The organism is Flavobacterium flavipallidum (genome assembly GCF_038289905.1).
Lineage (GTDB): Bacteria > Bacteroidota > Bacteroidia > Flavobacteriales > Flavobacteriaceae > Flavobacterium > Flavobacterium flavipallidum.
Map to the genome: position 1 here is coordinate 49,910 of NZ_JBBYHU010000002.1, position 26,166 is coordinate 76,075.

The window sequence follows — 26,166 nt, forward strand, 5'->3', positions numbered from 1 at the left end:
TAAACTACTCCCAATCCAGCAATCGTTTTTCGCCTTCAATTTTCCTGATATCGGAAATATCCTGAGACATTTCGATGACTCCTTTGTAATTTTTATCAGCATCACGAACAGCGAAATAGCGAATGTAAATCAGACGTTCTTTGTAATTGATCCAAAAAGAAGATTCGTTTTTTGTTCCTTTTCGAAATTCTTCCAGGATTCTAAGAACCGTTCCCACACTTTTGGGCGGATGGCAAAATTTCACCTCACGGCCAATGATTCCGGCACTTCTGGGAAAAACGCGCTCTTCTCCACGATTGTAAAAAATCACTCTGTCATTTTCATCCACATAAGTCAAGTCCAAAGGCATCGTTCTGAAAAGTAAATTCACCTGCTCCACAGTCATATAACCTTCATCATAATGCGAAGTGTTTTCAAGCGAAAAAGGCAACTCCCGCTGTGTAAAATCCTCACTTGGATGAATGTATTCTTCTTGAGGAAAAGGCGCAGGATTTTGCGGTAACATCCAGCCTATTTCTTCTTCACCAACACGCATTTTTATCCAGTCTTCTTCAGTAAGCAAGTCCAACGCATTGGGAAACAAAACCGTTTCTTCCACATGCATCAGCCGATAAATCCCATCCACCAGAAACGGAGTATTGATAGTTACTTTCTCAAAATTTTGATTCCTAAGATAATAACGAATCAAACGAAATTGATCTCTCAAATTATCATGAAATGACCACATTCCCTGTGAAGGACCAACCCAGTTTTTCTTTTCTAAAAAGGGAAAAAGCTGGTTTTCTTTTCGCGCAAATCGTTTTTCAATCGTGGATAACTGATTAAAAACATTGGTATATTTTTGAAAATCCTCTTCTGGAATGGTATTCGATAATTCTTCTAAAAGAGAATGAATCAGGTCATTTTCCTGAAAATACACCCGAATGGGGTGTCCTTCAGGAAGCTTTGTAGTATGTGTTGTTTCTGTCATTGTTGTTTTATTTTGAAGCATTTTTATTTTTTCCAACCATATAAGGCACATAAGAGCATTTAAGCGTTACTTATATGGAACTTATATGCCTTATATGGTTAGTTAATCTTATCTTATTATTTTTGGTGTTTTATCTTCTCGTATAATTTGACTAACGACTGTAACAGCTCGACTGCTGTTGTTAAAATCTGATAATGATTTTGCCCGAACATTTGTGGTAAATAGTACTTGGCTTCGGCTTCAATTGCCAAAGCATAAGAATTAATATTTTTACTGTTCAATTCCCGAAGTGCCTGTTTGACATCGTTGATGCCGTATTTTCCTTCGTATTTATCGTAATCATTGGGCTTTCCGTCAGAAATCAGGATAACCCATTTATTTTTAGTATTCCTTTGATCCAGTCGGATACCGGCATGACGCAACGCAGCTCCAATCCGGGTATAACCGTTAGGTTCTATGGCTCCAATTTTATGTTTGCCAATGTTCCAATTTTCGTCAAAATCCTTGACAGTCAAATAGGTCGAATAGTTTCGGGTTTTTGAATAAAAACTGTCTATCGAAAAATCGATATTGAATTCGTTCAGGATTTCTCCAAACAAAATTGAAACCTCTTTTTCTACATCAATCACTCGGTTTCCGGCAGCATAACTGTCACTGGACAGACTGATATCCAAAAGAATCAGAATGGATAAATCTTTCTCTTTTTTACGATTTGAAATATAAACTTTCTCCGAAGGTGTTCTTTTCGAATGCACATCAACATACAAATCGGTAATGGCATCAATATCAAATTCCTCGCCTTGTGTCTGGCGCTTTTGCTGCTGCATTTTGTTGTTAACATTCGTCAACATTTTGCGCAAGCCTAATAAAGTTGAAGCGTTTTTGGTAATGGTATTTTTGTAATAATCAGCATCCGTTTTTTGCTGTAATTTGGGATAGACTTTACAAAAATTTTGTTTGTAAACCGCTTTGCTACAATCCCATTCGTCATACAGCAAATGAAAACCTTTAGCATCCACTTCGGCACTTTCTGAAACAGAAGTATTTTCGATAAAGTCAGCCTGATAAACCGAATGTGCAGTATCATCAACACGAACGGTATATTTCATATTCAATTCTTCCAGCGCATCCTGATGCTCTTCAAGTTCGTCACTACCATCAAAATCACGCCAAACACCATTGAATTCTTCAGCCGTTTCTACCTTTTCAAAATTATGCAGCATGACATAATCTTCCTGTTGTTTTTTATCCAATTCCACCGTTACCACTTCTTCCACTGCTGTTGCTTTCAATGTGGTGGTTGGCTGGTTTTCAATCCCTTTTTTGGTAATGTCAGAGAAATTTTCGAGTAACGTTTCAGAATTTTGTTCCACTTCGTTTTTCATCCATTTGCCATAAAGCCAGGAAAAATCAGCAGCTTTTTTCTCAGTTGCCTGTTCGATAAAATGCTGCTTTGCCTGGGAATGAAAATTTCTGTCGATAGCATATTCTTCGAAAATAATTTTCAAAATCGCATCAGCACTTTCGAATGCTTTTTGCTGCGAAAGTTCCAGTGACGGTTCATTTTCTTCAGAAGTCCAATTGAGATTTAATCGTTGTTGAACACTTAAAAACAGTGTTCGAAAAAGATAAAAAGTCAGATTTTCTTCTTTCGTGGCTAATTCGGCAAAGGAAATTGGAAGGAAAAAATTATTGTTTTTATAACCGCCTTCCCTTTCAGCCGGATAAATAGCGATAGCCTTTCCGGTTAATGCCCGAGCCAGAATGGTCAATCGCGGTTTGATGTCAATTAGAAAAACCGTTTTTTCTAAAATTTCGGGAGCTGTTTTTTTTCTTTTTTTCAATTGCTTGAAAAACTTCCCAACTAAATATTCGTCTAATTCAAATCCCATATTTTTTTTAGTATTCAGTGTTCGGTTAATTAGTAATCAGTGATTTAGAATAGTCAATATTTTCGCCAGTTCACTGAACACTAAAAATCTGACCACTGACCACTCTTTTCTATATCATCAAATCGCACAAATCTTTCAGGGCTTGAATTGTTTGTAAATCATCTGTCAACGGTTCTACAATAGCCACATGAACAGACAATCGTTTAGGCAATCCGCTGTGGATGATTTTAGCGGCATCAACCAGCAATCGGGTGGAAACCGTTTCGGTCAATCCTAATTCAGTCAGATTCCTAATTTTATTCCCAATGGCGACTAATTTCTTAGCGGTATCCGAATCAATTTCGGTTTCATTAATCAGGATTTCTGTTTCAATTTTTGGTTCGGGATAATCAAAAGAAACTGCAATAAATCGCTGGCGTGTAGATGGTTTTAGCTCTTTAAAACCTCTTTGATAACCCGGGTTAAAAGAAGCAACCAACATAAAATCCTCATGTGCTTTCACCGTTACACCCAGTTTATCGATAAACAATTCGCGTCGGTGATCAGTCAGGGAATGAATAGCCACAATCACATCGGGACGGGCTTCGGCAACCTCATCGAGATAAAGAATAAAACCTTCTTTTACGGCTGTTGTCAAAGGTCCGTCAAGCCAAACCGTTTCGGCTCCTTTGATGATAAATCGCCCAATTAAATCAGTAGAAGAAGTTTCTTCATGACAACTAATAGTAATGAGTTTTTTATCCAATTGATGCGCCATGTATTCTATAAAACGGGATTTTCCCGTTCCTGTTGGTCCTTTCAATAAAATGGGGATTTTGTTTTTATAAGCTTGTTCAAAAACATCCATCTCTTTGCCAACAGCATGGTAATAAGGTATATTTATTAAAGTATCTACTAACATATTTTTAAAATTTTTAGAAAAAAACCGGAATTCCCAACAAAGGTTTTCATGGAAATGCAGTAACTAAGAAACAGTTGTTAAAGTCTTCCGGTTAAAAAAAAGGGATTCGTTAGTTATTTTATTTCTAAAGCTTCATCCGAAGGACGTCCGTATTTAAAGAAATCATAAATAAACAGACTTATTCCGATGGTAAACATAGTAGCGCAAATGAGCAGCACAACAAAATGAATACTAATTTCGTTTTGAACCACCATAAATTCCATTTTCATTTTGCGTTCCAAATAGACCTGAACCACACCGGCAACTCCAAAAGCAGTTGTCATTCCTAACATTCCTACATTGGATAACCAAAATGCTACATTTCCCTGTGTACTATTGTAGCGTTTGCGCCCGGTTAAATTTGGAAGTGCGTAACTGATAATTGCCAAAACAATCATCGCATAAGCGCCCCAAAAGGCGTAATGTCCGTGCATAGCCGTTACTAATGTTCCGTGTGTGTACAAATTGGTTTGAGGTAAAGTATGCGCGAAACCAAGTAAACCAGCTCCAATAAATGATACTATAGAAGCGCCAATAGTCCAGAATAAAGCTATTTTGTTAGGATGACTTTTTTCTCCTTTGCGATACATATTCACTGCAAATAATGCCATAGCCAGGAAAGCCAAAGGTTCCAAGGCAGAGAAAATTCCACCAACAATCAACCAGATTTTATTTACTCCAATGTAATAATAGTGATGTCCTGTTCCCAAAACTCCTGAAAGGAAAGTAAGCCCCACAATTACGTACAGCCATTTTTCGATAACCTCTCTGTCAACTCCGGTCAATTTGATTAACAGGAATGAAAGAATCCCTCCCATAATCAACTCCCAAACTCCTTCAACCCATAAATGCACTACCCACCAACGGAAAAAAGAATCCGTTACCTGACTGTCAAACCAAATCATTCCTGGTATATACAATAAAGCGGCAAAAAATAAGCCCATAACCAGTACTATTGCCGTAGTCGTTTTTTGTTTTCCTTTATACAGCGTTCCTATAATTAAGAATAAGAAAAGTAAAACGTTAACTACCACTAAATAATCCAGCTCTCTTGGAATCTCCAGAAATTTTCTTCCTTCCCAATGGTTTAAGTGAAAACCAACAATGGCTACAACTCCCACCACTGCTAAAGAAATTAATTGTACATAAGCCCATTTTACGCTTATGAGTTCGTGTTGCGCTTCTTCGGGAATAATGTAATAGGCTGCTCCCATAAAACCCGTTAGCAACCACACCACCAACAAATTAGTATGCACTGCACGCGCTGTATTAAACGGAATAATATCGTGTAATCCCTGAATTCCTATTCGGTCAAAGCCCATGATAAAGCCATAAACAATTTGCAATGAGAACAAAAGCATGCACAATGCAAAAAACCAATAGGCGACTTTTTGTGATTTATATTTCATATTTGTAAAATTTAATTATTTTCTTTTGCTAATGGTGAAACCACTCGTTCAAAACCATTCAAATCAATTTTCCCAATCCATTTTAAATAGGCAACAACAGCATCGGCGTCTTTTTCATTCATTTTATAAACTACCATTTTTCGTCCGTTGGGTGCCCAGGGAACCGGCGACATCAAAGCAGCTTTGATATATCCTTCTCCTCTTCGCTCCACTACTTTTGTCAATTCGGGAGCATAATAGCCTCCTTCTCCCATAATGGAATGGCATCCCATACAATTATTGGTTTCCCAAAGCTCCTTTCCCCGCACTACCTGTTTATCAATTTTGGTATAATTTGTTTGGTCATTTCGGGGCATGAACGAATAAATGGTCAATCCTATAAAAATTAAAAAGGTGACCAGAGTTCCTCCCAAAAAAAATGCTCTTGCTTGTGATTTTGAAAGCATAATTACTTGTTTTTGTTTGTTAATAAAATTACTTGAACTCAAATAAAGGATAAATTTGTCTTTTATTTGATATTGCAAAGAAAAGACTGATATGAAATTTAAAATATGATTTAAATCATATTCTGTCTTTTTTATTCTTCTTAAAATTACATTCTCAAATAAGAGTATTCAATACCATCCTAAACAACTAATTAAAAATGAATTACAAAACAAAATTTCACACAGCATAATTTAGGACAATTTTATCCTTTTTATTCGAAACATTATTTTATATCAAAAAAATTAAAACTTAAAGAACAACAATTATGGAAACATTAGAAAAAACAACCATCGGAGAATATGTAGCAAAAGATTTCAGAACAGCAGCCATTTTTTCAAAATACGGCATCGATTTTTGCTGCAAAGGAAACAGAACAATTGAAGAAGCCTGTGACAAAAAAGGACATGATTCAGAAACTATTTTAAATGAAATCAATGCTGTTTTAAACACTAAAAATGATAACAACATCGATTTTCAATCATGGCCTCTGGATTTATTAGCCGACTATATCGAGAAAACCCATCACCGTTATGTAGAAGAAAAAACACAAATCTTACTTCCTTTTTTAGACAAATTGTGCAGAGTACACGGCACATCTCATCCTGAATTATTTGCCATCAATGAATTGTTCATTGGCTGTGCAGGCGAATTGGCACAACACATGAAAAAAGAAGAACTGATTTTATTTCCTTTTATCAAAAAAATGGTCAAAGCAACACTACAGGATGAGTTGGTAGAGCAGCCACATTTTGGCACTGTCGAAAATCCAATTGCTATGATGATGCACGAACACGATGCCGAAGGAGAGCGTTTTAGAAAAATAGCCGGATTAACCAATGATTATAACCCACCGGCAGATGCCTGCAATACTTACAAAGTAACCTTTGCGATGCTTCAGGAATTTGAACAGGATTTACACAAACACATCCATTTGGAAAACAACATCTTATTTCCAAAAGCAGTAGAATTAGAGAAAAAATTTTCAGCAAAATAATAAAAACAAATAAGTAAACAGGGGCTCGCTTAAGAAAAGTTAGACACGAATTCCACCAATGGTCACTAATTCTAATCAATAAAAAATCAAATAACACCAATTTCTATCCGCCGTTGGCAGATTCGTGTAATTAAAAAGAGTCTAATTGGTGTTTATTTGTGCAATTTGTGGTGAAATTTTTTAAATGCGAATGCACAAGTGAGTAAACTAAAATCATCAAATGCTATGGAAAAATATGTTATCAAAAGAAACGGCCAATACAAGCCTTTTGAACCTTTTAAAATAAAAGATGCTATCGAAAAAAGCTTCCTGAGTGTTTCCATGGCAATTGATGAAAACATTTTTGAAAATGTTATTCGGGACTTAGAGTCTAAAGAAACCTGGGCGGTAGAAGAAATACAGGATTTAATAGAGAAAAATCTTTTCGAAAAAAAGTATTTTGAAGTCATGCGTTCGTTTATGCTGTTCCGCCATACCCGAAAACTGCAACGCGAGCATATTGATGGTTTAAATGAAGACACCACTTATGTGGACAGCACCCAAACTATTGAAGAATACATTGAACAAACCGATTGGCGCATTAATGCCAATGCCAATACCTCCTACTCTAATGCCGGTTTGGTCAATAATGTGGCGGGAAAAATCATTGCTAATTATTGGCTGGACAAAGTTTACAGTAAAGAAGAAGGTTATGCACACCGCAACGGAGCTATTCACATTCATGATTTGGATTGCCTGACCGGCTATTGCGCCGGCTGGAGTTTGCGGGTATTATTAAACGAAGGCTTTAACGGAGTTCGCGGTCGTGTGGAAAGTAAAGCTCCTTCGCATTTCAGGGAAGCGCTGGGACAAATGGCTAATTTTCTTGGGATTTTGCAAAGCGAATGGGCAGGTGCTCAGGCTTTCAGTTCGTTCGATACTTATTTGGCGCCTTATGTTTTCAAAGACAATCTTTCTTTTGATGATGTACTGAAAGCGGTTCGCAGTTTTGTTTACAATCTGAATGTTCCGGCGCGTTGGGGACAATCGCCTTTTACCAACATTACTTTGGATTGGGTAGTTCCCGAAGATTTGAAAACGCAGATTCCGACAAAAAATGATTTACATTTTTTTGAGGGAAATTTCAATTATGATCTTTTGGTCAGAGCCAAAGAACGAGGCGTAACTAAATTAACCGATTTGCGTTACGAGCATTTTCAAGCCGAAATGAACCTCATTAACAAAGCCTATTACACCGTAATGACCGAAGGCGATGCCAATGGACAGCCTTTTACCTTCCCGATTCCAACGGTAAATATCACCGAAGAATTTGACTGGAACGGAGAAAATACCGATTTGCTTTTCGAAAATACAGCTAAAATTGGTTCTTCTTATTTCCAAAATTTCATCGGGAGCCAATATGTTTTAGATGAAAACGGAAATAAATCCGAAAATCCGAATGCTTATAAACCCAATGCCGTTCGTTCCATGTGTTGTCGTTTGCAATTAGATTTACGCGAATTGTTAAAACGTGGAAATGGTCTTTTTGGAAGTGCCGAAATGACGGGAAGTATTGGTGTTGTGACCATCAACATGGCGCGTTTGGGCTATTTATACAAAGGAAATAAAGCCGAATTATTCGAACAATTAGACCGATTATTATACATTTCGAAATCGACTTTGGAGAAAAAAAGAATCTTTATTCAGGAAATGTACGACCGTGGTTTGTATCCGTACACCAAGCGTTACCTGCAACATTTCAGAAATCATTTTTCTACCATTGGCGTAAACGGAATCAACGAAATGATTGTCAATTTTACCGAAAACCAGGATACCATAACTTCCAACACAGGAATTGCATTGGCTTCTGAAATTCTGGATCATATTCGCAACCGAATGAAAGAATTTCAGGAACAAACCGGAAATCTCTATAATCTGGAAGCCACGCCAGCCGAAGGAACTACCTATCGTTTTGCTAAAGAAGACAAAAAACGCTTTGCCGATATTTATCAGGCGGGACAGGAAGAAAATATTTATTACACTAACAGTTCACAAATTCCGGTAAATCATACTGAAGATCCTTTCGAAGCCTTGTTTTTACAGGATGAATTGCAATGCAAATACACCGGAGGAACGGTTTTGCATTTGTATATGAGTGAAAAAATCAGTTCTCCTGAAGCCTGTAAACAATTTGTAAAAAAAGTGTTGTCTAACTTTAAACTGCCTTACATCACCGTAACCCCGGTATTTAGTGTTTGCCCGGTTCATGGTTATTTGAATGGTGAGCATGAATATTGCCCAAAATGTGATGATCTTTTATTAATGGAAAAAAGTTAAAAGTTATGAGTTAAGTGTCAGCTATCTAAAAATTAGCAACTAACTCATAACTCGTAACCCTTAACACATAACTCATAACTCATAATCCAAAAAACATGAAAACAGCCACGAACCCTATTTTAGAAGAAAAACAGCATTTAAGAACCAAATGCTTAGTGTACACCCGAGTAATGGGCTATCACAGACCTGTAGAAAGTTTCAACATTGGAAAAAAAGGAGAACACAAACAACGCACTCATTTCAATGAAGGAAAATGTTAGTACACCTATTTACAGCATAACGCCTTTTACATTATTAGATTATGCGCATCAATCAGCCTGTATTCTTTGGTTTGCAGGCTGTAATATGCGCTGTCTTTATTGTTACAATCCCGAAATTGTTCTCGGAAAAGGAAGTATTTCTTTCGAAAAAACGCTTGCTTTTCTTCATTCCCGTAAAAATTTACTCGATGCCGTTGTCTTTAGCGGAGGCGAATGTTTGTTACACAAAAACATCATTGAACTGATTATCGAAGTCAAAAAAATGGGCTTCTTAGTAAAAATTGACACCAACGGCTCAAAACCAAATCTCCTAAAAACACTGATTGAAAAGCAATTAATTGATTATGTCGCTTTGGACTTTAAAGCCCTGTCAGAGCATTTTGAAAAAATAACCCAATCATTGCTTTTTTCTCCGTTTGAAAAATCCTTACATTTATTGCTGGAAAGCCCGCTTCCGTTTGAAGTACGTACCACTGTTCATTCGGAATTGCTTACTGAGAAAGACATCCAACAAATGATTGTTTATTTAGAAAAGAAAAATTACACCGGAAATTATTACATCCAGCATTTTGTAAATGATGTAAAAACCCTGGGCAAATTAGAACATTCGTTCCGGGAATTAGACAGTCAAAAACTTTCTACACCAAAAATCAACGTCCATTTTAGAGGATAATTATGCAAAAATCCTGGCTTTTAATCTGTTTTATCAATTTCTTTATCGCAGCACTCATGGGATTACTGCTTCGATTGCTGTATGTATTCCCTATTGAGAGTATCAATTATCAGTTTTTATTGCACGGTCATTCCCATGTAGCCATGTTAGGCTGGGTTTACCTGATGATTTTCAGTTTGATTGTTCATTTTTTTATTCCAAAAACAGCACAGCAAAAACCCGTTTACAACCGATTATTCTGGCTAACTGAAATTGCTGTTATCGGTATGATGTTTCGCTTTCCTGTTGAAGGATATGCATTGTTTTCGATAGCTTTTTCTACACTGCATATTTTTTGCAGTTATTATTTCTGCCGATTAGCCTGGAAAGATGCCCGTACTGATTCACTGCCGGAAAAACTACTTTTGAGAATAGCTTTATTTTTCATGATTCTATCGACTCTGGGCGTTTGGTGTCTGGGACCGGCAGTTGGATTATTGGGTAAAGCCAGTGCTTTTTATCAAATAGCCATTCAGTTTTTCCTGCATTTCCAATTCAACGGTTGGTTTTTGTTTGCCATTTTAGCTTTATTTTTTAATCAATTAAAAGGCAATATCAACGAAAAGCAATTTCGATTGTTCTATAATTTTTTGGTTACAGCTACCATTTTAACTCTGGCTTTGCCGATGAGTTGGTATCTTCCTAATCCCGTTTTTCATTGGATAAACAGCCTGGGAGTGCTACTACAACTGCTTTCTTTTTTTATTTTTATTCAAATAATTAGACCCCATTTTCCAACTTTCTTCACCGCTTTAAAACCCGTTGAAAAACTCGTTTATGGTTTTGCATTCACTTCATTATTCCTAAAAGTAATCATTCAATTAGTGGTTTTAATTCCGGAATTAGCTCAAATTTCACATCAGATTCGGAATTTTGTAATCGGTTATATTCATCTGACGATGTTAGGGATTATCACCGGTTTTTTGTTTGCTTTTTTGTTGAAAAATTCTTTTTTAAACGAGTCAAAAAAAATATCCAATTGGGGAATAAAACTATTCATTTTTAGTTTTGTACTAACCGAATTGTTGTTATTCGGACAAGGCATTTATCTCTTTTTTGGCCTTGGACAATTCCCTTGCTATTACCAAAATCTATTTTTATCTAGTATTTTCTTACCTATAGCTATTTTTATGCTTGTTTTAGGGCTTTTTAAAGGCACAATTAAATCACATAAATACTGAAAATTGAGTCGAATAATAACGCTTATTTTCTATAAATTTGTAAAAAACTAATTATGTTCTCTAAAACCTGTGAATACGGGATTCGGGCAACTATTTTCATTGCATCTGAATCCTATCAAAACAATAGAGTCGGACTGAAAGATATTGCAAAAAAGATAGATTCTCCTGAGGCTTTTACTGCCAAGATATTACAGATTTTATCCAAAAACAATATTATCAATTCTATCAAAGGTGTGGGCGGTGGCTTTGAGATTCCAAAAGAAAAAATGAGTCAACTCAAATTGTCTCAAATTGTAACGGCACTGGAAGGCGATTCTGTTTTTACCGGATGTGGTTTGGGTTTAAGCCATTGTTCTGAGGAACATCCTTGTCCGGTACATGAAAAATTCAAATCGATTAGAAATGAATTGGCTTTTATGTTAGAAAACACTAATTTGGAGGAATTAGCAATGGGAATTAAATCAGGAGATACTTTTTTAAGGTATTAACTTTTTAAATTAAATTAGCTTTACAAAACAACAAACAACATATTACAATTAAACAACGCTTGTAATCAAGATTAACAATGGATACAAACAAAATAAAAGATCTAAAAGAACGAATATTACAACTAAAGAAAGAGAAAAATGCGGTTATTCTAGCCCATTATTATCAGGAAAATGATATTCAGGATATCGCGGATTATGTAGGGGACAGCTTGGGATTATCACAAGAAGCAATGAAAGTGGATGCCGATATTATTCTTTTTGCTGGGGTGCATTTTATGGCCGAAACAGCTAAGATTTTAAATCCAACAAAAAAAGTAATTCTTCCGGATTTGAATGCAGGATGTTCTTTGGCAGAATCCTGCCCTCCGGACTTATTTAAAAAATTCATCGACGAGCACCCTGACCATACTGTTATTACTTATGTAAATTGCTCTGCCGAAGTAAAAGCTTTGACTGATATTGTAGTTACTTCTGCAAATGCGGTGAAAATTGTAGAATCAATTCCAAAAGACAAACCTATCATATTTGCTCCGGATAAGAATTTAGGAAAATATGTAATGAGCAAAACAGGTCGTGACATGTTACTTTGGGATGGTTCCTGCGTTGTACACGAAGCCTTTTCATTAGATAAATTAATCGAATTACACAAGCAACATCCAGATGCAAAAATTATTGCACACCCAGAATCAGAAACTCATATTTTGGCCACTGCGACCTATATTGGTTCTACTTCTGGAATGATTGATTATGTAAAAAACAATCCTAACAATAAATTTATTGTAGCTACTGAATTTGGTATTTTGCACAAAATGCAACAGGAAGTACCTGATAAAATCTTAATTCCTGCTCCGGCAAAAGAGGATAATACTTGCGCCTGTAGCGAATGTGGTTATATGAAAATGAACACCTTACAAAAAGTTTACGATTGTTTAGTAAACGAAAGCCCTGAAGTTCACGTAGCCGAAGACATTATCCAAAAAGCATTAGTTCCAATTGAGAGAATGCTTGAATTATCAAAATAATGACAAATACCAATTACTTGATTATAGGTTCTGGTGTTGCCGGTTTGACATTTGCACTAAGAATAGCAGAGCAATTTCCAAACAAAAAGATTACCATTGTAACCAAGGCAAATGCTGACGAATCTAACACTAAATACGCTCAGGGCGGTATAGCCATTGTTACGGATAAAACGGAAGATTCTTATCAAAAACACATCGAAGACACTTTGATTTGTGGTGACGGCTTATGTGATGAAGCCGTTGTAAAAATGGTCGTTACCGAAGGTCCTAAACGATTAAAAGAACTAATCGAATGGGGCGCTAAATTTGACAAAAACTCTGATGGAAATCTTAATTTAGGTAAAGAAGGTGGACATTCTGAAAATCGCGTCGTACATCATAAAGACCAAACAGGTCATGAGATAGAACGCGCTATTTTGATGCAGGTGTATCAAAAAGAAAACATTACCGTTTTAGATCATCATTTTGCCGCCGATTTAATCACGGCCGATAATTACTGTTTAGGTGCTATTGTTTTGGACGAAAGCACCAAACAAATAAGCACTTACCTCTCCGATATCACACTTTTAGCAACAGGCGGAATTGGTCATCTTTATGGACACACCACTAATCCTGTAATTGCAACCGGAGATGGAATTGCCATGGCATACCGTGCTAACGCCAAGATTAAAGAAATGGAATTCATCCAATTCCATCCTACCGCTTTTTATGAAAAATCTACTGGTTCAAAATTTTTAATTTCAGAAGCAGTTCGCGGTTTTGGTGCTTATTTGCGTACCAAAAAAGGGCATCGTTTCATGATCGATTATGATTCCAGAGAAGAATTGGCATCCAGAGATATTGTTTCCCAAAGCATTGATTTAGAATTAAAAAAATCAGGTGATGACTGTGTGTATTTAGACTGCACTCATCTTGATATCGAAGCTTTCAAAAAGCATTTCCCGATGATTTACAATCATTGTTTAAAATCAGGAATTGATATTGCTAAAGACTGGATTCCGGTAGTTCCTGCACAGCATTACATCTGTGGCGGAATTGTAGTTGATATGAACGGAAAAACATCGGTAACCAATTTATTTGCCTGTGGCGAATGCTCTCAAACAGGTCTACATGGCGCCAACCGATTAGCATCCAATTCATTACTAGAAGCATTAGTGTATTCGAGTAGAATTTACGAATATTTGGCCAATCCTAATTTGGAAATAAAAACAATAAAGAAGGATGTTCAGGAAATCGAAGCTACAGAAAAACCAGAAATAAACGCTGAGTATTTAGCAAAATTAAAAGCAGATCTTCAACTTTTAATGAGGCAAAATGCAGGTATTGTTCGTTACGACTCCGATTTGATCAAAGCCAAAGAACAGCTTTTAAATTGGAAACAAGAATTAGAAACAATTGGCAAAACGCAACAAATTAACACTTCCTATTTTGAATTATTAAACATGATAACTATAGGATACTTGATTGTGACACAATCTATCGAGAGACATGAAAATCGTGGTGGTTTTGTAAAATTTGATTCGGCACCATTCGGCAATAAAAATTCCTAAACTAATTTTAGTAATCAAAAAAGATATTCTTTTTTTTACTGATAATTAAACCTTTTATTCTTTTTACTATCTTACTGCTATAACTTTTAACATAAATCAAAAAAGAAATGAAAAAATTAATTATTGCCGCATTATTACTTGTTGGAGTAGCAAGTTTTGCTCAGGACAACAATGACAGACCACAAAGAGGTAACATGACACCTGAGCAACGTACAGAGCAACGTATCGCTAGAATGACAAAAGATCTAAACTTAGATGCTAAACAACAGGAACAACTAAAACAACTTTATGCTGACGAAGCAAAAAACAGAGAAGCCAGAATGGCCGAAATGAAAGAAAAGAAAGGTCAAGGCAGAGAAATGATGGCTGAACAAAGAAAAGCTATGGAAGGAAAAATGGCAGCTATCTTAACCCCTGAGCAATTAGCAAAATGGAAAAGCAATCAGGAAAAAATGCAACAAAGAATGCAACAAAGAATGAGTGAAAGACAAGGCGGCGGAATGGGAGATGATAGACCAGCCGGCGGTAATATGGAAAACTAAAAAAAAAGCTTCGAGAACCAACTCGAAGCTTTTTTTTGCTCTTTAAAATTATAATGTTTTCGAAACGGTATCGATTGCATTTATAGTAAAATCCAAATCTTCATAACTTAAAGCATCCGTTATAAACCAGGTTTCATAAGCTGATGGTGCGATATAAATTCCTTCCTTCAATAAACCGTGGAAGAATTTCTTAAAAGTATCATTATCTCCCTTAGCCGCCGTTTGAAAATCAACAACCGGACTGGCATCAAAATGTACTGAAATCATCGAACCTACTCTATTAATAGTATAAACGATATTATTTGCTTTTAATACTCTATGAATTCCAGCTTCCAGATAAGCTGTCTTTTCTTCTAATCTTTGAAAAATAGCTACATCATTATTTAGAGATTCTAACATCGCTTTACCTGCAGCCATAGCCAATGGATTTCCTGACAAAGTACCCGCCTGATAAACTGGTCCAAGTGGCGCCAAATAATTCATGATTTCTTCGCGGGCTGCAAAAGCACCCACCGGCAATCCGCCACCTATCACTTTTCCGAAACAAACGATATCAGCATCAATTTTCAATAATTCCTGAGCACCACCTTTAGCCAAACGGAAACCAGTCATTACCTCATCAAAAATCAATAAGATTCCGTTTTCAGAGCACAATTGGCGTAAGCCTTCCAGAAAACCTTTGATTGGAGGAACACAACCCATATTTCCAGCAACCGGCTCCACTATGATGGCTGCAATTTCGTTAGGATTCGCTTGGATTAAACTCTTTACATTCTCTAAATCGTTGTATTTAGCCAATAAAGTATCCTTAGCTGTTCCGGCTGTAACACCAGGACTATTAGGTGTTCCAAATGTCATGGCACCACTTCCGGCCTGAATCAGGAAAGAATCAGAATGACCGTGATAACAACCTGCAAATTTTATTATTTTATCTCTTTTAGTAAATCCGCGCGCTAATCTTACCGCACTCATACAAGCTTCGGTACCTGAATTTACAAAACGAATTTTATCAATATTAGGCACCATTGAAACCGCCAAAGCAGCGATTTGAGTTTCTAATTCAGTTGGCATTCCAAAAGATGTTCCCAATTTAGCTTTCTCAGTTACCGCCTCAACTACCGGCTCATAAGCATGACCCAAAATCATTGGGCCCCATGAATTAATATAATCAATCAATCGGTTTCCGTCTTCATCATATAAATAAGCACCTTTGGCTTGTTTCACAAAAATAGGAGTTCCTCCTACCGATTTGAATGCTCTAACCGGCGAATTTACACCTCCCGGAATTACTTTTTCTGCTTCAGCAAATAGCTGACTACTTCTTTGGTATAACATTTAATTTAAAATTTCTGATTTTAGAGTTTAGAATTTAGATTTACAATCTTACTCTCTAACAAACTTATTATTTTAATAACTAATTAATTCACTTTCAATTTCTGCCCCACAAACAGCGTATTATCGGACAACTTATTTCTTTCTTTTAAATCATCAATCAAGACATTGTATTTTTTAGAAATTGAATATAAAGTATCTCCTTTTTGAACCTCATAATACTCTTCATTTTTTAAGCGCCTATCGGTTACGGTGTTGTTTCGACTTTCTCTAGACACATATTTATTACCCAAAACCTGCGCATCATATTGAGCCAAATTATAACGCTCTATATACGAAATCAACTTATCCGGATATTTAGGATCGGTTGCATAACCAGCTTTTCTTAAACCTCTCGCCCAGGCTTCGTAATCATCTTTATCCAACTCAAACAAACTAGCATATCTTACTTTTCCTTTTAAAAACAAAGCATGATCCCTGTAAGATTCAGCTACTTTATTGTATTTTCTAAAACATTCCTGACTACTATCATCATCGTGTTTAACCGAATCTCCAGTCCAATCAGAATGGCATTTAATACCAAAATGATTATTGGCACTCACTGCCAAATCGCCTCTTCCTGCTCCTGATTCTAAAATACCCTGAGCCAAAATGATACTTGCCGGAATGCCGTAATTTTTCATGTTACTCATAGCAATATCTTTGAATTGAGCTACATAATTACTTACTACTTCACTAGTAACTATTGTCTTTGAAGTTGATGTAATAACTTCGTTTCTGTCTTTAGTGTTTTTTTTATTTCCGGAAGAATAAGTACTGTTTTTACCGGCAGATTTTTTAGTTGTTACAATTGGGGATTTTGTAGCATGACAACTAATTAAGGTTAAAACAATCAAGAGTAGTAGGCTTTTCTTAAACATCGATATTTATTGTTGATAATTGTTTCTTTTTCAATTTGGCATTCATTCCAAAAATTCCTTGTAATCCTCCGGTATGAATAAGTAAAATATTCGAATGAGCCGGAAAATAATTCTTTTGTATCAAATCCATAACACCAAAAACCATTTTTCCGGTGTAAACAGGATCTAACGGAATTTGATTTTCCATATAAAACTGATTAATGAAACGAATCAAATCTTCATTAACTTTGCCGTATCCGCCAAAATGGTAATCTGTTATTACATCCCAATTTTCATTCTGCACAAAAATACGGATTTCATCCTTTAAAAAATCGCCTTTAAGCGCTGGAAATCCTAAAACTTTTTGATGCGGCAATGCACTATTGATGATCCCGGAAATAGTACCTCCTGTTCCAACAGCACAACAAATATAATCGAATTTACTATCCTCTGGAATTAAAATTTCCTGACAGCCTTTTATAGCCAATTCATTAGTCCCTCCTTCAGGTACTAAATAAAATTCTCCAAATTCTTGCTTTAATTTCTCCAAAAACGAGGCTTCCTTTTTCAACCGATATTCATCCCTGGACACAAATTGAAATTGCATTCCGCATTCCTGAGCAAATTGAAGTGTAGGATTGCTCTCGATTTTATCTCCCAATTCATCACCTCGGATAATCCCTATGGATTGTAAACCCTGCTCCTGAGCTGCAAAAGCAACAGCCGCTATATGATTAGAAAAAGCCCCTCCAAAAGTGAGAAGTGTTTTTTTATTTTCGGCTTTTGCCTGAAGCAAATTATACTTGAGTTTTCTAAATTTATTACCCGAAACTACGGGATGAAGCAAATCTTCTCTTTTTATGGTAACAGAAATCGAATTGGGAAATTGTATTTGCAGTTCTTGATTCAAAGCAATTATTTTTAGCAAAGATAAAACTTATCTACTAGAGCACATCTTTAAACAAAAACAAATAATCAAAGTATTAGACTTGGCTATTATTTTCTATTCAAAAAATATTTCCAGAAAGCAAAAAATCTCCTTCTAGACAAATAACTCAAATCAAACTCATTACTATATGCCTCTCTTTCAAACGATATACTTTTATAGGCACGATTTTTGTTATTGTATTTTAACAGAAAAAATAAAAATTCCAATAGATACCAAATATAAAAAGGGAGTATTAACATCTCAATTTGTTGTCTTAGATGAATACGTTCATGATTTACAAAAACAAGATTATTTTTATCGACTTGGTATTTTAAAAACACAAAGGGATAAAGCGTTAAACCGCGAAAACCTTTTGGTATTAAATACTTGTTAACGACAAAAAACATTGGATTTTAAATTTATAATTTTGTATGAATGAACATCAATATTAAAATTAATGATAGGACAAAGTAATGAAAATAAATTAATAGAAGGCGAAGATTTCTATTACACTCCAGAAGGATACAAATGTTTTACAGAGAAATATCATTTAAAAAGAGGCTATTGTTGCAAAAGTGGTTGCCGACATTGCCCTTATGGATACGATAAAAAAACAGGAACTAATAAAAAGTGACATAAACTAAAACTTTTACTCTTTTTTTTGTTCAAAATAAAACCTGAATTTTAATTATACATTAGTAATCAAACATTTGCATTATGAAAACATTAAAAATAATTCCGTTGTTATTTCTTTTTCTGCTAAGTGCCTGTAGCTCAATAAGAGTCGATTCTGATTACGACAGCCATGTTGATTTTAGTCAATACAAGACCTATGCATTCCACAAAAATGGAATTGATAAGGTAGAAATTTCCGAATTAGACAAGAAAAGAATTCTTCGTGCTATTGACGCTTCATTAGGACAAAAAGGGATGACCAAAAGTGAGAATCCGGACTTAATTGTAAACATTTTCACCAAAGAAAGAGAACATCTTAACGTAAACCAATTCAATATGGGCTGGGGATACGGCTGGGGATGGGGATGGAATCCTTATTTTTGGGGCGGTAACAGCTATGTAACCTCATCTACTGAAGGAACACTTTTCATCGATTTAATCGATGCTAAGAAAAAAGAATTGATTTGGGAAGGAAAAGGTTCCGGTATACTTACTGAAAACAACCGTGAAAAAGAAAAGCAAATCAATGAATTTGTCGCAAAAATTTTAGCCCAATTCCCGCCAAACATTGAAAAAAAATAAGCATTTCACTAAAATCACAACAAAATCCATATATTTGCAACGCAATTAAAACAATGAACAAGACTATAAACAACAGCATCGTATGTAATATTATTATTCAATAATAAAGTCGGGGCGTTGTATAACATAGTTATAAAAATACAATTTATCACACCTCCTGTTTATGGAGGTTTTTTTTTACAGTTAAAGATGAATTTATTCCAACAAATACAAGAAGCAAAAGAACAACTGCAAGGTGTTGTCATGGCAACTCCACTAACAGAAAACATAAATATCTCTAACGAATTTAACGCAACTGTTTTATTAAAAAGGGAAGATTTACAAACAGTCCGTTCGTATAAAATTAGAGGTGCATATAATAAAATAAGTTCCCTAAGTGCGGAAGAAAAAGCACAGGGAGTAATTTGTGCCAGTGCTGGAAATCACGCTCAGGGAGTTGCTTATTCCTGCAATTTATTACAACTAAAAGGCAAAATTTACATGCCTTCAACTACGCCAAAACAAAAAATAAAACAGGTTCAGCTATTTGGGAAATCATTTGTTGAAATTGTACTTATTGGAGATACTTTTGACGATGCTTTTGCAGCTGCAATGAAAGATTCAAAAGAAAACAATAAAATTTTCATTCACCCATTTGATGATGAAAAAGTAATTGCTGGTCAAGGAACCGTGGGGCTTGAAATTTTAGAAAGCTATAAAAAACCTATCGATTATGTCTTTGTTCCCATAGGTGGTGGCGGGCTTGCTGCCGGACTTTCAGAAGTTTTCAAACATCTAAGTCCACATACCAAAATCATTGGAGTTGAACCAGAAGGCGCGCCTTCTATGAAAACTTCGATCGAAAATGGAGAGGTAACAATCCTGGATAATATTAACAAATTTGTTGACGGCGCTGCTGTTAAACAAGTTGGTAAAATAACTTTTGATATCTGTAAAATAAACCTAAGTGACATCATTTTAGTACCTGAAGGCAAGGTTTGTACTTCTATTTTACGCTTGTATAATGAAGAAGCTATGGTAGTAGAACCTGCAGGCGCATTATCTATAGCTGCTTTGGATTTTTATAAAGAAGAAATAAAAGGAAAAACAGTTGTTTGCGTTGTAAGCGGAAGTAATAATGACATTGAACGTACCGCAGAAATCAAAGAACGTTCTTTACTTTACGAAGGTTTAATGCATTATTTCATGATTCAGTTTCCGCAACGTCCAGGTTCGCTCAAAGAGTTTGTTACTGATATTTTAGGACCTGATGATGACATTATCTATTTCCAATTTACGAAGAAAAACAACCGCGAAGTAGGTCCTGCTGTTGTGGGATTAGAACTTAAAAACAAAAATGACATTTTTGCCATCAAAGAAAAAATGGAAAACAAAGGATTTGAATATGAATATCTGAACGAAAAACAAGAATTATTCAACCAGCTTATAGGCTAAAAAAAGCCTAAATTTGCAAATCCTTATTTTCAAAAGATATGCCTGAATTAATAGACATCCAGAATCTCGATGACATCAAATTATTAGTCAATACTTTCTATGGAAAAGTACAAAAAGACACACTTATTGGCCCTGTTTTTAACGAAAAAATCGGGAACAACTGGACGGCTCATTTAGAACGAATGTATCGCTTTTGGCAAACTATCCTTCTGGAAGAACATACTTATTCGGGTAGTCCATTTCCCCCACATAAACATTTGCCTGTGGAGAAAGCCCATTTTAACAGATGGATGGAAATTTTTACCGAAACAATTGACGGTCTCTACAAAGGAGCTTTAGCCGAAGAAGCGAAACTCCGCGCTAAAAATATGGCCGAAATGTTCTTCTATAAAATTGAGTATTTTAGAACCGGTGGCCGTAATTTCTTCGAAAGCTAAAAACTACATTTTAATCTTTTGTCCCAAATCACTTTCGCTTTCTATGAGTTTGTCTTCATATTGAAGTTTCCATCCCATACTATTAGTTAGGATAAGCATTTTAGAAAGTTCAGAAATCAATCGGTTTTGAGCATTTTTTTTCAGAGAAGAATTAGCAATTTTCTTCTGCAAATTGGCTTTAACCTGTTTATTGATTTTATTATAATCCTCACCTGTAAAAGGATTTAACTTACTTTGCTCTACATCATAGAATTTGATATCTGGACTGATTTTGATTTCTTCTTTTGGGATATTTAAAATCGTGATAGTTTTATTTTTTTCATCGATATCGTATTTCATTTGGTGCAAATCATAAGCCACCGTCACATCAGCATTCACCACCAAAAGTGCTTTCTTTTCAAACGAAAGCATGTTCATCAGGTATTTTTGTTGGTTTTTATAGGTAATCACCTCTGCAAAATGTCCTTCTGTTACTACTAATTTCCCAACATTTACTATTTGTTGTTGAATTAAATTGGTATTGTAATCTAAAACACTATTGTCTTCTTTTTTTGAAAAAAAATAATATCCTACAATTAGTAGCAAACTAATAATTATTAGCACTATCCATTTTCTTAATTCAGCAAGTTGATTCATCTTTTTAAACTTTGTTGTCAACGAAGATAAGAAAGAAATTCAAGATTAAAATCGAGATTTCTCAATCAAATTAAATTATTATTCCTTGCTTTTTGAATGGCTTCTAACTTATTATGAACCTGTAGTTTGGTATAAATATTTTCAACATGCTTGCGAATAGTGCCCGCCGAGAGAAATAAATTATCCGCAATAGTATTGTATTTCAATCCTTTACTCAATTGCTCTAAAACTTCAGTTTCACGAGGTGTAAGATTATAGGCTTCTGTTTCTGAAACCGTTTCGAAAGTCATTGGATTACGAAATAATTTCAAGGTTTTCATAGCTATCGAAGGTGTCATAGTTGCTCCTCCATTAAGTGTTTCCAATATTCCTTGTTGCAAATCTTTTGGGTTTACTTCTTTTAGCAAATAGCCATCAGCTCCGGCTTTGATGGATTTAAAAATATTTTCATCATTATCAAAAACAGTAAGCATGATGATTTTAATATTTGGGAATCTATTTTTAACCATATCAGTAGCTTCAATACCATTCATTTTTGGCATTTCAATATCCATCAAAATCAAATCAACATTATGATTTTTATCCAGTTTTTGGAGTAAATCCTGTCCGTTTACAGCGGTAAACTGTACTTTAAAATCATCAAAAAAAGACAATTTTTCCTGAACAGATTTCATTAAAAAAGTATTATCATCTACTATTACCAGCTTCTTCATTTTTAAGTATTTTTTGAAAACGATAAAACAATTTTAGTCCCCTTTCCTGACTCAGACATTAAATTAAATTTGCCTTGCATCGCTTCTATCCTATCTTGCATGTTTTGCAAACCATTTCCTCTTTCAATATTTTCTGGATCAAAACCTTGTCCGTTATCTTTAATAGTTATTTGAATTTGATTTTCTACTTGGTTTACATCAATCGAAATTTCATTAGCATCCGAATATTTAATACTATTATTGACAGCTTCCTGAATAATTCTATACAAATTCATTCCTTCTACAGAAGTCAATTTTACAGACATAATTTCCTTTGATGCTATAAATAAAAAATTGATTTGTTCTTTAAATTCCTTAGCTTTCTCAATAAAATTATGAATTCGAATATTTAAATCTTCAAAAGTAATTTCGCTATTATTCATCGCCCAAATCGTATCTCTAAGTTCTATAATTGTAGCTCTTGCAAAAGAACTTATGTTAGACAACTTATCATCGAGTTTCTTATTTGTAATTTCAAAAGCATATCTGATATTATCCACTGATGAAATGATGAATGTTAATTGGGCACCAATATTATCATGTAAATCTCTTGAAATATCCAATCGCTGTTGTTGCAATTTATTTTGGGTTTCAATTTCTGAAATAGCATTTTTAAGTTCAAACTCCTGTTCTTGTTGGATATTTCGAAGTTTTTGCTGACGGTAAATTAGAAAACCTATTAATCCAACTAATACAGTCAATACAGAAAGGCCAATTAATAAAATATTCTTCTGATTGGTTTCTGCCTCCTTTTGAATCAACAATTGCTCTTTTTTTGCGGTTTGGTATTTCGTTTCTAAATCAAAAATAGTTTTTGTTTTTTCTGATTCAAACAAACTATCTTTCCCCACAATATATAGACCTGCATAATGATTGGCTTTCTCAAAATTATTTGAATAAGTGTACGCTTTCTGCAAATTTTTATACGCATACACTTCTAATAAATAAGCATCGGACTTTTTAGCATATTCTACTGCTTTCAGAGACAAATTAATACTTTCTTTGTATTTCTTTTGTTTGATTAAACATTGCGCAAAAGCATTGGCATTTTCGGCAACTTCAAAAGCATTCTGGAACTGCTGATGTAACTGAATTACTTTTTCATAGTTTTTCTCAGCAAGTCCATATCGATGTAAACTATCATAAACGATGGCAATATTAGACAATGGATAAGCCAAATATCTTTTATAGCCCAATTGCTGATAGCCCTGTCTGGCTATAAATGAATATTTTAACGATTCATGATATCTTTTAAAATTAATTAAAATGCCTCCTAAATTTCCTGCTGCAATGGTTTGACCTATTTTATCTGAGGTTTTTAAATAAAGCGAAAGGGCTTTTCGGTAATAAAACAAAGCTTTATCATATTCTTTTTCAGCTCTGTAAATGATTCCAATATTAGTATTTGTCATTGCCTGCTTAGCAATATCATTTTTCTTTTCGTAAAAATAAAGTGCTCTAAAATAATATTTCAAGGCTGTATCAAATTGTCCTTTAGTGTCATATACAATTCCGATATTGTTATACGTATCGGCAATACCTAGTGAATCCTTAATCGAATTTCGAACACACAAGGCTTTTTTATGAAAATACAAGGCTGAATCTAGTTCGCTTTTATATTGATGCACATTGGCAATACAATTAAAAGACATGGCTATATAAGTAGCATTGTTCAATACTCTTGACAAACGTAATGCCTGATACGAAACCTTTCTTGACTGTTCTAAATCGACACTACTATATTCATCCGAAAGTTTAATTAATGTTTTTAATTTTTCTAGTTTAGTCTCCGTTTTCAACGCATTTTTTAAACTATCAATAGTAGGATTAGCCTTTTGAGAAAAAGCGATATTGGCAAAGAATAAAATGTAAAACAGACTCCTTCTCATATGAAATTTAAGCAGTCTAAAGATAAAAAAAATCGTATTAACTTATTTATTACAAATTATTTTTGAGAAACAATTCACCAAACAATTCTTTATTCAAATCAAAAATAGCTTCATTTAAAAAAACGTTTGCACTCCGAATCTTTTTCTCTAGCTCTTGTGATTCTTCAAGTTGTGTTTTATAAAAAAATTGCTTTTGTGTTTGTTGCTCATATTGCGTTTCTAAATTTGAAATTCTTTTCATAAAAACTTCTTTTTCCATGGAAATAGTAAACAGACAATAAATGATTATCAGTCCGCTTAATATTACCAATACCAACACAAAGAATTCCATAATTATTTACTAATCAAGAATAAACTATAACTTTTTCATCAAAATTGCCTTTGGAAATTTTATATAATTGCAGGTTGATTTACCATCAATTACACTCAAAAAATAAAAAATTTCATTTTGCTCATCATAAAATGGAGAACCTTCAAAATCAGCCGAATTAATCTTGCTTCCTAAATTTATTGGTTCAGACCATTTTTTCCAAGAATCATCTAATCGATAACTAACAAAAAGATCATAATCGCCATATCCGCTATAACCATTACTGCTAAAAATGAGTGTGCTATTATCAGACAACAACTGTGGTAAAAGCTCATCGGCAGCCGAATTTATATTTTTACCCATATTTTGCAATAACCCAAAAGTTCCGTCTTCTTTTTTATTAGCAAAATACAAATCAGTACCTCCTTGAGAAAAATCGGTTTCGATTCCCATGATGATAATTTTGCCATCACGAGACATACTCATATCTGCAGTATCCTGATAATTATTATAGGCCGTAATTTTTAAAGGCGAGTTCATTTGATAATTTCCATTTTTATTTTCAAAAAAATGAAAACCGGTTTCGGTTGAATTTCTGGTGTAATTTGCCCCACCTTTTACCAAAATATTTGCATCTGAATACACCACATAATTATAGGTTTCATTCGTACTCAAATCGGTATTAAATTTAGCTTCAGACCATTTTCCATCCGCTTGTCTCTCAGCTGTAAACACCTGATCGGCACCATCGGTTTTATTGATTACAAACATATTTTGGCCGTCAACCGAAAAAGAAAAACCTCCTATTTCATTTACATTTAGATTTAAGGTGTTTTTGTTAGCCAAATTTTCAAATTCAGCACTTGTATTGATAGTCGCCTGAATAGGAATTTCAGAATCTGAAATACCAATAGCATCAATTTGTTTTTGACCAGGAAGCAAAGCAAAATTAAATTCTACTTTTACCGCTACAACATTGGCAACAGCCGATTCTAAAACAGCATTTTCGATACCCGGATTATAAACATCTGGAGTTTCATTAATTTTTCTTCTTTTTCGTTTAAAATAATAATCATGATCGGTTCTGGCTGTAGATTTAAAAGTAGGAGTTCTCCAATCACTTTTACGACTCCATACAACATCATAATTTCCAGAACCTTTATCAACCCATATACGACTAACACAACCAGCGTTTAAGTTTTCAAAAACAGCCACTTGCTTCACTGTTTGTGGTTTTTCAAAACCAACTTCAACAATCTCTCTTCCGTCGAGAGCATTTTTAGGCGTCCAGGCATTCCCACTATTACCTCCCTGCGGAAAAACATCCGGTTTTCCTAAAATTCGCTTGATACCATTTTGTTTTCCTCCCAAATCTGAAGAAAATTTAATGACTTTTGATGCCCATTGTATTTGTTGTGCCTGAACATTCAAAAAAACAAAGCAGAAGCAAAAAAGAATTATTATTTTTTTCATAGTATATAGAATTTAGAAAGGGGCTATGAAAAAATCCACACCCCCTTTCAATTACAA

The 26,166-nt window shown here is 34.6% G+C and carries 26 protein-coding genes; 13 read left to right on the plus strand and 13 right to left on the minus strand.

Annotation, left to right across the window (positions count from 1 at the left end; all coding sequences use genetic code 11):
• Positions 1-4: 4 nt before the first annotated feature.
• The 5 genes from AAEO59_RS01560 to AAEO59_RS01580 form a co-directional block, all read right to left on the minus strand.
• Complete coding sequence (locus tag AAEO59_RS01560; protein WP_341698993.1) at positions 5-970, minus strand: DUF438 domain-containing protein; 966 nt, start codon at positions 968-970, stop codon at positions 5-7.
• 116 nt (positions 971-1,086) lie between these two features.
• Entirely contained in the window at positions 1,087-2,862 is a 1,776-nt protein-coding gene (locus AAEO59_RS01565) for a nitric oxide reductase activation protein NorD (RefSeq protein ID WP_341698994.1), read from the minus strand.
• A gap of 109 nt (positions 2,863-2,971) precedes the next feature.
• Positions 2,972-3,763, minus strand: a complete 792-nt coding sequence (locus AAEO59_RS01570) for a CbbQ/NirQ/NorQ/GpvN family protein (protein ID WP_341698995.1) — start codon at positions 3,761-3,763, stop codon at positions 2,972-2,974.
• 113 nt (positions 3,764-3,876) lie between these two features.
• A complete protein-coding gene (locus AAEO59_RS01575; protein ID WP_341698996.1) occupies positions 3,877-5,211 on the minus strand; it encodes a cbb3-type cytochrome c oxidase subunit I in 1,335 nt (444 codons plus the stop codon).
• Between the two features lie 11 nt (positions 5,212-5,222).
• On the minus strand, positions 5,223-5,657 hold the full coding sequence (locus AAEO59_RS01580) for a c-type cytochrome (protein ID WP_341698997.1): 435 nt from the start codon (positions 5,655-5,657) through the stop codon (positions 5,223-5,225).
• 305 nt (positions 5,658-5,962) lie between these two features.
• Between AAEO59_RS01580 and ric the strand changes: the two genes are divergently transcribed.
• The 9 genes from ric (at position 5,963) to AAEO59_RS01625 (ending at position 14,762) form a co-directional block, all read left to right on the plus strand.
• Positions 5,963-6,691 (plus strand): iron-sulfur cluster repair di-iron protein, encoded by a 729-nt coding sequence (gene ric / locus AAEO59_RS01585; RefSeq protein ID WP_341698998.1) that lies wholly within the window; start codon positions 5,963-5,965, stop codon positions 6,689-6,691.
• A 225-nt stretch (positions 6,692-6,916) separates the two neighbouring features.
• Positions 6,917-9,007: a ribonucleoside triphosphate reductase gene (locus AAEO59_RS01590; RefSeq protein ID WP_341698999.1), complete on the plus strand. Its 2,091-nt coding sequence runs from the start codon at positions 6,917-6,919 to the stop codon at positions 9,005-9,007.
• 95 nt (positions 9,008-9,102) lie between these two features.
• Entirely contained in the window at positions 9,103-9,267 is a 165-nt protein-coding gene (nrdD, locus tag AAEO59_RS01595; protein ID WP_155960748.1) for an anaerobic ribonucleoside-triphosphate reductase, read from the plus strand.
• On the plus strand, positions 9,251-9,940 hold the full coding sequence (locus AAEO59_RS01600) for an anaerobic ribonucleoside-triphosphate reductase activating protein (protein ID WP_341699000.1): 690 nt from the start codon (positions 9,251-9,253) through the stop codon (positions 9,938-9,940). The genes nrdD and AAEO59_RS01600 overlap by 17 nt, the downstream gene beginning before the upstream one ends.
• A gap of 2 nt (positions 9,941-9,942) precedes the next feature.
• On the plus strand, positions 9,943-11,160 hold the full coding sequence (locus tag AAEO59_RS01605) for a hypothetical protein (protein ID WP_341699001.1): 1,218 nt from the start codon (positions 9,943-9,945) through the stop codon (positions 11,158-11,160).
• A gap of 53 nt (positions 11,161-11,213) precedes the next feature.
• Positions 11,214-11,648 (plus strand): RrF2 family transcriptional regulator, encoded by a 435-nt coding sequence (locus AAEO59_RS01610; protein ID WP_188494437.1) that lies wholly within the window; start codon positions 11,214-11,216, stop codon positions 11,646-11,648.
• A 77-nt stretch (positions 11,649-11,725) separates the two neighbouring features.
• Complete coding sequence (gene nadA, locus AAEO59_RS01615) at positions 11,726-12,670, plus strand: quinolinate synthase NadA (protein WP_341699002.1); 945 nt, start codon at positions 11,726-11,728, stop codon at positions 12,668-12,670.
• The gene (gene nadB, locus AAEO59_RS01620; RefSeq protein ID WP_341699003.1) at positions 12,670-14,220 is read left to right on the plus strand and encodes an L-aspartate oxidase; all 1,551 of its coding nucleotides are present in this window, start codon (positions 12,670-12,672) and stop codon (positions 14,218-14,220) included. The genes nadA and nadB overlap by 1 nt, the downstream gene beginning before the upstream one ends.
• 107 nt (positions 14,221-14,327) lie before the next feature.
• The gene (locus AAEO59_RS01625; RefSeq protein ID WP_341699004.1) at positions 14,328-14,762 is read left to right on the plus strand and encodes a hypothetical protein; all 435 of its coding nucleotides are present in this window, start codon (positions 14,328-14,330) and stop codon (positions 14,760-14,762) included.
• Between the two features lie 48 nt (positions 14,763-14,810).
• Here the strand turns inward: AAEO59_RS01625 and hemL are convergent, their stop codons facing one another.
• From hemL to AAEO59_RS01640, 3 genes are all read right to left on the minus strand, one after another.
• Entirely contained in the window at positions 14,811-16,097 is a 1,287-nt protein-coding gene (gene hemL / locus AAEO59_RS01630) for a glutamate-1-semialdehyde 2,1-aminomutase (protein WP_341699005.1), read from the minus strand.
• 83 nt (positions 16,098-16,180) lie between these two features.
• On the minus strand, positions 16,181-17,014 hold the full coding sequence (locus AAEO59_RS01635; RefSeq protein ID WP_341699006.1) for a glucosaminidase domain-containing protein: 834 nt from the start codon (positions 17,012-17,014) through the stop codon (positions 16,181-16,183).
• Positions 17,007-17,903: a 1-aminocyclopropane-1-carboxylate deaminase/D-cysteine desulfhydrase gene (locus AAEO59_RS01640; protein ID WP_341699007.1), complete on the minus strand. Its 897-nt coding sequence runs from the start codon at positions 17,901-17,903 to the stop codon at positions 17,007-17,009. The genes AAEO59_RS01635 and AAEO59_RS01640 overlap by 8 nt, the downstream gene beginning before the upstream one ends.
• Positions 17,904-18,378: 475 nt before the next feature.
• On the opposite strand from AAEO59_RS01640, the gene AAEO59_RS01645 reads away from it, so the two are divergent.
• The 4 genes from AAEO59_RS01645 (at position 18,379) to AAEO59_RS01660 (ending at position 21,049) form a co-directional block, all read left to right on the plus strand.
• Positions 18,379-18,555, plus strand: coding sequence for a DUF5522 domain-containing protein (locus tag AAEO59_RS01645; protein WP_278035012.1), 177 nt, complete (start codon positions 18,379-18,381; stop codon positions 18,553-18,555).
• A gap of 83 nt (positions 18,556-18,638) precedes the next feature.
• Positions 18,639-19,178: a DUF4136 domain-containing protein gene (locus AAEO59_RS01650; RefSeq protein ID WP_341699008.1), complete on the plus strand. Its 540-nt coding sequence runs from the start codon at positions 18,639-18,641 to the stop codon at positions 19,176-19,178.
• A 189-nt stretch (positions 19,179-19,367) separates the two neighbouring features.
• Positions 19,368-20,612, plus strand: coding sequence for a threonine ammonia-lyase IlvA (gene ilvA / locus AAEO59_RS01655; RefSeq protein ID WP_341699009.1), 1,245 nt, complete (start codon positions 19,368-19,370; stop codon positions 20,610-20,612).
• A 38-nt stretch (positions 20,613-20,650) separates the two neighbouring features.
• Entirely contained in the window at positions 20,651-21,049 is a 399-nt protein-coding gene (locus tag AAEO59_RS01660; protein WP_341699010.1) for a group III truncated hemoglobin, read from the plus strand.
• Between the two features lie 3 nt (positions 21,050-21,052).
• Here AAEO59_RS01660 and AAEO59_RS01665 read toward each other — a convergent pair whose 3' ends face one another.
• The 5 genes from AAEO59_RS01665 to AAEO59_RS01685 form a co-directional block, all read right to left on the minus strand.
• Complete coding sequence (locus AAEO59_RS01665; protein WP_341699011.1) at positions 21,053-21,685, minus strand: DUF4230 domain-containing protein; 633 nt, start codon at positions 21,683-21,685, stop codon at positions 21,053-21,055.
• A gap of 65 nt (positions 21,686-21,750) precedes the next feature.
• On the minus strand, positions 21,751-22,398 hold the full coding sequence (locus tag AAEO59_RS01670) for a response regulator transcription factor (RefSeq protein ID WP_341699012.1): 648 nt from the start codon (positions 22,396-22,398) through the stop codon (positions 21,751-21,753).
• Between the two features lie 2 nt (positions 22,399-22,400).
• Positions 22,401-24,326, minus strand: a complete 1,926-nt coding sequence (locus AAEO59_RS01675; protein WP_341699013.1) for a tetratricopeptide repeat-containing sensor histidine kinase — start codon at positions 24,324-24,326, stop codon at positions 22,401-22,403.
• Positions 24,327-24,375: 49 nt separating this feature from the next.
• Positions 24,376-24,567, minus strand: coding sequence for a hypothetical protein (locus tag AAEO59_RS01680; RefSeq protein ID WP_341699014.1), 192 nt, complete (start codon positions 24,565-24,567; stop codon positions 24,376-24,378).
• 114 nt (positions 24,568-24,681) lie between these two features.
• The gene (locus AAEO59_RS01685; RefSeq protein ID WP_341699015.1) at positions 24,682-26,109 is read right to left on the minus strand and encodes a hypothetical protein; all 1,428 of its coding nucleotides are present in this window, start codon (positions 26,107-26,109) and stop codon (positions 24,682-24,684) included.
• Positions 26,110-26,166: the final 57 nt, after the last annotated feature.